Below are 8,735 nucleotides of genomic sequence, written 5' to 3'. Positions count from 1 at the left end.
GCTGTCTGCGTGATCGACAGCCCCACGTCGCGCAGACATTGGATTTGGTAACGTTCGCTTTGGCTCAGATGGGTGTAGTTCATGGTGCACTTGGGTTGACTGGCAGGTCACACAAGTCATCTTCACTTACTTATCTGGGCCTACCTTTTGGCAACGTGCACTTCGTTGTTTAAACCGCAAGCTTTTTTGCCGCTACCGCGCTATCAGAAGGCCTTGGCAGCTATGAATAAGTGAGTAAACACCCTGCGCAACGCCCCCCCACCGGCAGGGGATGCAAGGGCGAAGCAGGCGCCTACGCCGGGTTGTCGATCTCGATGAACTGGTGCTCCAGCCCACATCGCGCCGCCACATGGGCGGCCACGGCGGGGGCGCCATAGCGCTCGGTGGCATGGTGCCCGGCGGCAATGAAGCTCACGCCCATCTCACGCGCCAGGTGGGCCTGGGGTTCGGAGATTTCGCCGGTGATGAACGCATCGGCACCTGCGGCAATGGCCGACTCGAAATACCCCTGGGCGCCCCCGGTGCACCAGGCCACCAGGCGCACAGGACGAGATGGCATGCCACCTGCGGCTGTGGGCTGCACCAGCGTCACGGCACGGCCCAGCGCCTGCGCCACATGGTCGGCCAGGGCCTGACCGTCGTCAAAAACCGCCGGGGCGGAGAACCCCAGGTCCTGCTCGCCAAACCGCGCATCGGCGGCAAAACCCAGCACGCGGCCCAGTTGCGCGTTGTTGCCGAGTTCGGCGTGGGCATCGAGCGGCAGGTGGTAGGCAAACAGGTTGATGTCGTGCGCCAGCAGCAGCTGTAGCCGCTGCTTCATCCAGCCCGTGATGCGGCCGTCCTGCCCGCGCCAGAACAGGCCGTGGTGCACAAAGATGGCGTCTGCGCGGGCGGCAATCGCAGCCTCGATCAGGGCACGGCTGGCGGTCACGCCGCTCACCACGCGCTGGATCTCGGGCCGCCCCTCGACCTGCAGGCCATTGGGGCCGTAGTCCTTGAAGCGTTCGGGCTGCAGCAGGCCGTCGAATGCCTGCAAAAGTTGGTGGCGTGAAATGCTCATGCCGCTATTGTCGCGCGGGCCCCAAGCCCCCACATGGGGGACAATGCCGCCAGCGAGACGGCTTGGCTCCGCCCCCGGTGGCGGCGCTCTCGGCCTCTCCCTACCCACCACCTGTACGTTCATCGGGACGTGAATTTCATGAAACGACTCTGGCTGTTGTTCTCCCAGACCGTGACGGTGTTCGTTGCGGCCTATTTTGTTGTTGCCACCCTGCAGCCCGACTGGCTGGGCCGGGGCACCACACGCTCCGGGGCCGGCATTGCGCTGCTGGAGGCGCCCACCACGGCGCCCTCGCAGCCCGCTGCGGGCAGCTTCAGCGGTGCGGCGCGCAAGGCCGCGCCCGCCGTGGTCAGCATCAACACCAGCAAGGAAGTGCGCCACCCGCGCAGCAACGACCCCTGGTTCCAGTTCTTCTTTGGCGACCAGGGCAGCCAGGCGCAGGCGGGCCTGGGCAGCGGCGTGATCGTGAGCCCTGACGGCTACATCCTCACCAACAACCATGTGGTCGAGGGCGCGGACGAAATTGAAGTCACCCTCACCGACAGCCGCCGCGCCCGCGCACGTGTGATCGGCACCGACCCCGACACCGACCTGGCCATCCTCAAGATCGAGCTCGACAAGCTGCCCGTGATCGTGCTGGGCAACTCCGACGGCCTGGACGTGGGCGACCAGGTGCTGGCCATCGGCAACCCCTTCGGCGTGGGCCAGACCGTGACCAGCGGCATCGTGAGTGCGCTGGGCCGCAGCCAGCTGGGCATCAACACCTTCGAGAACTTCATCCAGACCGACGCGGCCATCAACCCCGGCAACTCGGGCGGCGCGCTGGTGGACGTGAACGGCAACCTCATGGGCATCAACACCGCGATCTACTCGCGCTCGGGCGGCAGCATGGGCATCGGCTTTGCGATCCCCGTGTCCACGGCGCGCATGGTGCTCGACGGCATCGTGAAGGACGGGCAGGTCACGCGCGGCTGGATCGGTGTGGAGCCCAACGAACTCTCGCCCGAGCTGGCCGAGACCTTTGGCGTGAAGAAGGCCACCGAGGGCGTGATCATCACCGGCGTGCTGCAGGACGGCCCCGCCGCCCAGGCCGGCATGCGCCCTGGAGACGTGATCGTGCGGGTGGACGGCAAGAACGTGGGCAATGTGTCCGAGCTGCTGAGCGCCGTGGCCGCCCTCAAACCGGGCACTAGTTCGGCCTTCAACGTGCAGCGGGGGGACAAGCTGGTGGAGCTGAGCATCAACCCCGGCGTGCGCCCCCGGCCGCAGCAGCGGAACATCCGGCGGTAAGCGGGGAGGCTGCGGGCGGGCCCTGGGGCCCGTCTTGCGCCAAGGGGCCGCTGCCACAGAGGCGGGCGCGGACAAACCGCTGGCTTGCTCAAATGCTATACAAAATATAGCATTAAGTCGTTTATGGACGTGCGGAAGCGGTCAATTTCATCCAAAAAACTGGCTCCAAGGATCGCGCAAGAAGCGCAGACCTGCCCCTCAGGCTTTGGATTGCCCCGCCCCGCTGCGTACACTGCGCACCGCCAGCAGGAACAAACGCTTCAAAAAGCCAGGGAAGAAATCAGGGAGCCGATGCGGACTCTTCCGCTTCTGCCGGCGCCTTGGTGTGCTTGATGAAAACCTGCGCGGCCCAGATGCCCACCTCGTACAGGATGCACATGGGGATGGCCAGCGACAGCTGCGACACCACATCGGGCGGCGTGACGATGGCGGCGATCACAAACGCGATCACGATGAAGTACCCACGGAATTCGCGCAGCTTCTGCACGCTGACCACACCCATGCGGGCCAGCACCACCACGGCAATCGGCACCTCGAAAGACAGACCAAACGCAAGGAACATCGACAGCACAAAACTCAGGTAGGCCTCGATGTCTGGCGCCGCTGTGATGCTTTTGGGCGCAAAGCTCTGGATGAATGCAAACACCTGGCCGAACACCAGGTAATAGCAAAACGCCACGCCGATGAAGAACAGCAGCGTGCTGGAGATCACCAGCGGCAGCACGAGCTTCTTCTCATGCGAGTACAGCCCGGGCGCCACAAAGGCCCACACTTGCCACAGCACAAACGGCAGGGCCAGCAAGAAGGCCGACATCAGCAGGATCTTGAGCGGCACCATGAAGGGCGAAATCACCGAGGTGGCGATCAGCGTGGCCCCCTTGGGCAGGTGTGCCACCAGGGGCGCCGCCAGAAAGTCGTACAGCGCGCCGGGGCCAGGGAAGAAGAACAGAATCGCCGCCGCAATGGCGATGGCGATGATGGCCTTGACCAGCCGGTCGCGCAGCTCCATCAGGTGCTGCACAAACGGCTGCTCGGTGCCGGCCAGCTCGTCTTCTTTGGTGGGGGTGTCGGACATGGTGGGTTTTCAGGTGCGCACAGGGCGCCCATGCAGCGCCGCGCACAGGGGGCCGCGCGGCGTCATCGTCAATGGAATTTCTGGGGGCGGTAGCGGGCCACACGCGCCGCACCGGACTGCGCCTTGGTGCGCACACCGCTTTTGGCCTTGTACCACTGGGGCACAGCGCCGCGCTTGAGGCGCCAGTTCTTGCCCGGGTGTTTGTAGGCGGGCACCACAGCGGACTGCTCCCGCAGGTCCGCATTGTTGCTGGTATCGGTGGCTTCGGCCCAGTCCTTCTCGAACTCGCTGGCGCTGGTCTGGATGGAACTCTGCACATCACGTGCCGCGTTCTCCACCGTGTCCTTCATCTTCTTGAGTTCGTCCAGCTCCATGGAGCGGTTGACCTCGGCCTTCACGTCGGACACATAGCGCTGGGCCTTGCCCAGCAGAGTGCCCACGGTGCGGGCCACGCGCGGCAGCTTTTCGGGGCCGATGACGATCAAAGCCACGGCACCGATCAGCGCCATTTTGGACAGGCCAATATCAATCATGGATGGATCAGGCGCAAGGGCACAACAGAGTGCAGCGTGTGCGGGTCAGCGGCCACACCGGCTCAGCTTTTTTGCTTGGCTTCGACATCGATGGTGGTCTTGTCGGCAGCCTGGCTGTTGGCCACCTGGCCAGCCGGGGGCGTTGCGGCGGTGTCAGGGGCGGCGCCGCCGTCCTTCATGCCGTCCTTGAAGCCCTTGACGGCGCCCCCAAGGTCGGAGCCCATGTTCTTGAGCTTCTTGGTGCCGAACACCATCACAACGATCAGCAGCACGATCAGCCAGTGCCAGATGGAAAAAGAGCCCATGGAATATCTCCTAACGAATTGCAACCATTTTAGACGGGGGCTGTGACCGGAGTTCGGCGCACGCGCTCCCCAGCGGGAAACTACCGGCTTGCGCCGTCAGTCTGGGTCAGCCTTTGAGCCACGGGCGGGGGCCACCCATGACATGGACATGCAGGTGGTGGATTTCCTGCCCACCTTCCAGACCCGTGTTTACCACGACGCGAAAGCCACCCTCGGGGTACGGGTTGCAGCCTTGCTCCAGCGCCAGCTTCGGGGCCAGCGCCATCATGCGCCCCAGCACTCCCGCATGCTCGGAAGTGACCTGGGCCATCGAAGGGATATGCAGCTTGGGGACCATCAGAAAGTGCACCGGCGCCCAGGGGTGGATGTCGTGGAAGGCGAAGATTTCTTCGTCCTCATAGACCTTCTTCGAAGGAATTTGGCCCGCGATGATTTTGCAGAAGAGGCAGTTCGGATCGTGCATGGGAAAAATCGGTTCGAAGTTAGCTGTAAACAACTCGCAGAGCCATGCTCACCGCCGGTTGAAACCGGCGAGCCCCCGGGCCAGCGCCACCGTGGAACTGGCTTTGCCAGGCCACGGGTGGCGTCCCCCTGAGGGGGAAGGCGCCGCAGGCGACACAGGGGGCTTCACGCATTGTCAGCGATCTTGATGGTGGGCCGCACGCCCACGTCCTTGCGGTGCGCCTGCAGCCATTCCTGCCCCGCCGTGCGGCCCAGGGCGAACAGCTTGCGCACAAAAGGCAGGTCGGCGCGGGTCTTGCTGTCGGCACCGAAAGGCGCCAGCACGGCGCCACCGTCGATGCGGTGCATGCGCACGCTCTTGTAGCGGCGCGGGTCCAGCTTGCCCTCGGCCAGCAGGCGGCGCACGAACTCGATGGCGCGCATCTCGGCCAGCAGGCTGGCGTTGAAAGTGACCTCGTTCATGCGCTCCATGATCTCGGGGCCGGAATGGGGCAACTCCAGGTGCTCGATGGGGTTGATCTGCACCAGCAGGATGTCGGAGGTTTCGGTCTGGTAGATCAGCGGGTGCAGTGCCGGGTTGCCCGAATAGCCGCCGTCCCAGTAATGCTGGCCGTCGATCTCCACCGCCTTGAACAGCAGCGGCAGGCAGGCCGAGGCCATCACTGCATCCGCGCTGAGCTTGGGGCCCGAGAAGATCTCACCGCGCCCGGTGCGCACATTGGTGGCACACACAAACACCTTGGGCCCGCCTGCGGCGCTGAGGGCACGGCGCGCGGTGCACAGCAGGTCAAAGTCCACCTCGCGCTCCAGCAGGCGGCGCAGCGGGTTGATGTCGAGGGGGTTGGTCTGGTAGGGCGAGAGCCACTGGCTCATCATGCCCAGCATGGGGTTGGCAGCCGACAGCGGTGAGCCCCACATCAGGCTGCCCAGCGTGCCCACGCCCTCCCACAGGCGGGTGAGCGTCTCGCGCGCCTTCTGGCAGCCCGCCAGGTGGGCGTCTTGCGGGTCTTTGTGCTCATGCGCGGCCTGGGCAAAACCGTGGGCCAGGGCCACGGCGTTCATGGCGCCCGCACTGGTGCCGCTCACGCCGTCAAAGTGCCACTGCCCGTCTTCGAGCAGCGCGTCCAGCACACCCCAGGTCAGCGCACCGTGCGAACCGCCGCCTTGCAGGGCCAGGTTCAGGCGCGGCAGCGGCGCTGCGGGGGCTTCAGGCATCCACCGCCCGGTTGTTGCTCATGGCCAGCATGCCGCGCACGATGCGGTACAGGAACCACAGCGAAATGATGCCCCAGGCAATCCAGCCCGGCGCAATCAGCAGCAGCCACAGGGGCGCGGTCACGATATACAGCACACCCACCCAGATCGTCGAGCGAATGCGCCAGGAGAAATGGTTGGCCTGCCAGGTGCCTTCGGCATCACCGCGCTTGACCAGATCGATCACCAGCGCAATCACCAGCAGCAGTGCGCTGGCCTGCGCCCCCGGCAGCACCGCCCCCACGGCCACAATGAGGTGCAGCACATAGCTGACCCAGCCGACGTTTTTCAGGCTCTGGGCCTTCTGGTCGTTGGTCTGCACATCGACGATATCGCTCATGAAGAACCTTCCTGGCTGGCACGCGCATCAGCCTTGCGCAAGGCTTTTTCCTCAATGCCACTGGTGCCTTCGCGGCGCTCCAGCTCGGCCAGCACGTCTGCAGGCGTGAGGCCGTAATGGGCCAGCGCCACCATGGAATGGAACCACAGGTCGGCCACTTCGTACACCAGCGTAGATTTATCGGCCCCGTGGTCCACGTCCTTCGCCGCCATCACCACCTCGGTGGCCTCTTCGCCGATCTTCTTGAGGAATGCGTCGGGCCCCTTGTGCAGCAGGCGCGAGACATAGCTCTTGTCGGGATCGCCGCCGTTGGCCGGCTTGCGGCTTTCAATGACAGCGGCCAAACGCGCGAGCGCGTCTTGTGACGCGGGGGCGAGGGAATCGTTGGAACTCATGGGTGTTATTTGTAGATGGATTCGGGGTCTTTCAAGACCGGATCGACAGGCTGCCAGGCGCCGTCCTTGAGCACGCTGAAAAAGCAGCTGTGGCGGCCGGTGTGGCAGGCGATGCCAGGCTCGTGGCCGAGCTGGGTGACCTTGAGCAGCACCACGTCGTTGTCGCAATCCAGGCGGATCTCATGCACGGTCTGCACATGGCCCGATTCTTCGCCCTTGAACCACAGCTTCTTGCGCGAGCGGCTGAAGTACACGGCGCGGCCGAGTTCGGCCGTTTTTTCGAGCGCCTCCCGGTTCATCCACGCAAACATCAGCACGTCGCCCGTGCCCTGCTCTTGCGCAATCACGGGCACCAGGCCCTGCGCATCCCATTTCACTTCGTTGAGCCAGTTCATGGCGGGGATTGTCGGCGATTTGCCTGGAGAGCCCGTGCGCCCAAGGTGCAGGTTTGAGGTCATTTTGGCCCTTTGGGCGCGACCACCATGCGCACGCAGCTACTAAAAAATGAGCAATCGAAATCCACCGGGCTGTGGGCACGCGGCCCTTGGCGCTGCCGCGCTGCCCGCCGCACACCCACTCAAAAACAATAGCTACAAACGCTTACCCATAGCGCGGAGAAGCCGATTTTTTTCACTCACCGCGCGACCGTCAGGAAGACCCACTTGCGGTCCCAGTTCTTGCGGCCCAGGTACTTGATGGCGAAGGCGTAGCGGCCCGGGGGCAGGAAGTCCTGCGTGAGGGTTTCCTGCTGCGTCACCACCGGCTGGCCATTGATGCGCACGCTGGAATTCGCCACCAGTTCGGACTCGCTCTCCAGGTCCTGGCCATCCAGGGCATAGACGATCACGTCGGGCTCTTCCTTCTCGTCCCCCACATGGGGCAGGCCCAGGGGGGTGGCGCGGGTTGCCACGTCCAGCGCCTGGGCGCCCGGCACGGGGTCGCGCACGACCCAGTGCACATCGCGCACATTGCTGTTGAGCGTTTGCAGCAGGGCCTTGAGCTTGTCGAATTCGGCCTTGTCGGCAATCACCTCCACCGGCTTGCCGCCGATGGTCGCATCAAAACACCGGCCAATGCGGTGCACACAAGGCAGGCGCTCGGAAAAGCTCGCGTACGACGGGGGTGGCACCTGGGCCGCAGCAGGCAGCGCCGTGGCCGCGCCAGCCAACGCCACCGTCAGCAGCCGGCGCAGGCCTGCGAACGGAACAGCCATCACAGCCGTACGGGGATACCGCGCTCGGCCATGCGGGCCTTGGCCTGGCCCACGGTGTATTCGCCGTAGTGGAAGATACTGGCGGCCAGCACCGCGTCGGCGCCACCGGTCTGGATGCCGTCTGCCAGGTGGTCGAGATTGCCCACGCCGCCCGAGGCGATCACGGGCACGCCCACGGCGTCACTGACGGCGCGGGTCAGCTCCAGGTCAAAACCTGCCTTGGTGCCGTCGCGGTCCATACTGGTCAGCAGGATTTCGCCCGCGCCGCGCTGCGCCATCTCGGTGGCCCAGGCAATGGCATCCAGGCCCGTGTTCTTGCGCCCACCGTGGCTGTAGACATCCCAGCCCGCGCCCACGGGCTGGCCGTGGGCGCCGATGCGCTGGGCATCCTCGGCCGAGCGGCGTTTGGAGTCAATGGCCACCACGATGCACTGCGCGCCGTACTTGGCCGACACGGCGTTGATCACCTCGGGGTTGGCGATGGCGGCCGAGTTGAAGCTGGTCTTGTCCGCACCCGCGTTGAGCAGCCTGCGCACGTCTTCCACGGTGCGCACGCCGCCGCCCACGGTGAGGGGAATGAACACCTGGCTGGCCACGGCCTCGATGATGTGCAGGATCAGGTCGCGGCCATCGCTGGTGGCGGTGATGTCCAGAAACGTGAGTTCGTCGGCCCCCTGGGCGTTGTAGCGCGCAGCGATCTCGACCGGGTCGCCCGCGTCGCGCAGTTCGACAAAATTGACGCCCTTGACCACGCGGCCTCCGGTGACGTCGAGGCAGGGAATGATGCGTTTGGCAAGCATGTCAGATG

General features: G+C 64.9%; 12 protein-coding genes. 1 reads left to right on the top strand and 11 read right to left on the bottom strand.

Features of this window, described 5'->3' with window-relative positions:
* Nucleotides 1-292: 292 nt before the first annotated feature.
* Nucleotides 293-1,060, bottom strand: coding sequence for a Nif3-like dinuclear metal center hexameric protein (locus ACYZGB_RS13760; RefSeq protein WP_462388980.1), 768 nt, complete (start codon nucleotides 1,058-1,060; stop codon nucleotides 293-295).
* 138 nt (nucleotides 1,061-1,198) lie between these two features.
* Here ACYZGB_RS13760 and ACYZGB_RS13755 point away from each other — a divergent pair, with 138 nt between their 5' ends.
* On the top strand, nucleotides 1,199-2,350 hold the full coding sequence (locus ACYZGB_RS13755; protein WP_462388979.1) for a trypsin-like peptidase domain-containing protein: 1,152 nt from the start codon (nucleotides 1,199-1,201) through the stop codon (nucleotides 2,348-2,350).
* 280 nt (nucleotides 2,351-2,630) lie between these two features.
* Here ACYZGB_RS13755 and tatC read toward each other — a convergent pair whose 3' ends face one another.
* The 10 genes from tatC to hisF form a co-directional block, all read right to left on the bottom strand.
* On the bottom strand, nucleotides 2,631-3,425 hold the full coding sequence (gene tatC, locus ACYZGB_RS13750; RefSeq protein ID WP_462388977.1) for a twin-arginine translocase subunit TatC: 795 nt from the start codon (nucleotides 3,423-3,425) through the stop codon (nucleotides 2,631-2,633).
* Between the two features lie 68 nt (nucleotides 3,426-3,493).
* Nucleotides 3,494-3,958, bottom strand: a complete 465-nt coding sequence (tatB, locus tag ACYZGB_RS13745) for a Sec-independent protein translocase protein TatB (protein ID WP_462388975.1) — start codon at nucleotides 3,956-3,958, stop codon at nucleotides 3,494-3,496.
* 62 nt (nucleotides 3,959-4,020) lie between these two features.
* Entirely contained in the window at nucleotides 4,021-4,263 is a 243-nt protein-coding gene (gene tatA / locus ACYZGB_RS13740; RefSeq protein ID WP_462388973.1) for a Sec-independent protein translocase subunit TatA, read from the bottom strand.
* A 106-nt stretch (nucleotides 4,264-4,369) separates the two neighbouring features.
* Nucleotides 4,370-4,726, bottom strand: coding sequence for a histidine triad nucleotide-binding protein (locus tag ACYZGB_RS13735; protein ID WP_462388971.1), 357 nt, complete (start codon nucleotides 4,724-4,726; stop codon nucleotides 4,370-4,372).
* A 164-nt stretch (nucleotides 4,727-4,890) separates the two neighbouring features.
* Nucleotides 4,891-5,940, bottom strand: coding sequence for a patatin-like phospholipase family protein (locus ACYZGB_RS13730; protein WP_462388970.1), 1,050 nt, complete (start codon nucleotides 5,938-5,940; stop codon nucleotides 4,891-4,893).
* A complete protein-coding gene (locus tag ACYZGB_RS13725) occupies nucleotides 5,933-6,319 on the bottom strand; it encodes a DUF4870 family protein (RefSeq protein WP_462388968.1) in 387 nt (128 codons plus the stop codon). The genes ACYZGB_RS13730 and ACYZGB_RS13725 overlap by 8 nt, the downstream gene beginning before the upstream one ends.
* Nucleotides 6,316-6,714, bottom strand: a complete 399-nt coding sequence (locus tag ACYZGB_RS13720) for a phosphoribosyl-ATP diphosphatase (protein WP_462388967.1) — start codon at nucleotides 6,712-6,714, stop codon at nucleotides 6,316-6,318. The genes ACYZGB_RS13725 and ACYZGB_RS13720 overlap by 4 nt, the downstream gene beginning before the upstream one ends.
* 5 nt (nucleotides 6,715-6,719) lie before the next feature.
* Entirely contained in the window at nucleotides 6,720-7,118 is a 399-nt protein-coding gene (gene hisI, locus ACYZGB_RS13715) for a phosphoribosyl-AMP cyclohydrolase (protein WP_462388992.1), read from the bottom strand.
* A 230-nt stretch (nucleotides 7,119-7,348) separates the two neighbouring features.
* The gene (locus ACYZGB_RS13710) at nucleotides 7,349-7,927 is read right to left on the bottom strand and encodes a hypothetical protein (protein WP_462388965.1); all 579 of its coding nucleotides are present in this window, start codon (nucleotides 7,925-7,927) and stop codon (nucleotides 7,349-7,351) included.
* On the bottom strand, nucleotides 7,927-8,727 hold the full coding sequence (gene hisF, locus ACYZGB_RS13705; protein ID WP_462388964.1) for an imidazole glycerol phosphate synthase subunit HisF: 801 nt from the start codon (nucleotides 8,725-8,727) through the stop codon (nucleotides 7,927-7,929). The genes ACYZGB_RS13710 and hisF overlap by 1 nt, the downstream gene beginning before the upstream one ends.
* Nucleotides 8,728-8,735: the final 8 nt, after the last annotated feature.

The organism is Acidovorax sp. Q11 (assembly GCF_054950075.1).
Note: the sequence above shows the minus strand (reverse complement) of the source record. Positions and strands in the feature narration are given on the sequence as shown.

What these genes read in the sequence shown, in the direction of transcription:
- ACYZGB_RS13720 (WP_462388967.1), bottom strand. Translation starts at nt 6,714, where the DNA reads ATGAGTTCCAACGATTCCCTCGCCCCCGCGTCACAAGACGCGCTCGCG.
- ACYZGB_RS13760 (WP_462388980.1), bottom strand. Translation starts at nt 1,060, where the DNA reads ATGAGCATTTCACGCCACCAACTTTTGCAGGCATTCGACGGCCTGCTG.
- tatC (WP_462388977.1), bottom strand. Translation starts at nt 3,425, where the DNA reads ATGTCCGACACCCCCACCAAAGAAGACGAGCTGGCCGGCACCGAGCAG.
- ACYZGB_RS13710 (WP_462388965.1), bottom strand. Translation starts at nt 7,927, where the DNA reads ATGGCTGTTCCGTTCGCAGGCCTGCGCCGGCTGCTGACGGTGGCGTTG.
- ACYZGB_RS13730 (WP_462388970.1), bottom strand. Translation starts at nt 5,940, where the DNA reads ATGCCTGAAGCCCCCGCAGCGCCGCTGCCGCGCCTGAACCTGGCCCTG.
- ACYZGB_RS13755 (WP_462388979.1), top strand. Translation starts at nt 1,199, where the DNA reads ATGAAACGACTCTGGCTGTTGTTCTCCCAGACCGTGACGGTGTTCGTT.
- hisF (WP_462388964.1), bottom strand. Translation starts at nt 8,727, where the DNA reads ATGCTTGCCAAACGCATCATTCCCTGCCTCGACGTCACCGGAGGCCGC.
- tatA (WP_462388973.1), bottom strand. Translation starts at nt 4,263, where the DNA reads ATGGGCTCTTTTTCCATCTGGCACTGGCTGATCGTGCTGCTGATCGTT.
- ACYZGB_RS13725 (WP_462388968.1), bottom strand. Translation starts at nt 6,319, where the DNA reads ATGAGCGATATCGTCGATGTGCAGACCAACGACCAGAAGGCCCAGAGC.
- ACYZGB_RS13735 (WP_462388971.1), bottom strand. Translation starts at nt 4,726, where the DNA reads ATGCACGATCCGAACTGCCTCTTCTGCAAAATCATCGCGGGCCAAATT.
- tatB (WP_462388975.1), bottom strand. Translation starts at nt 3,958, where the DNA reads ATGATTGATATTGGCCTGTCCAAAATGGCGCTGATCGGTGCCGTGGCT.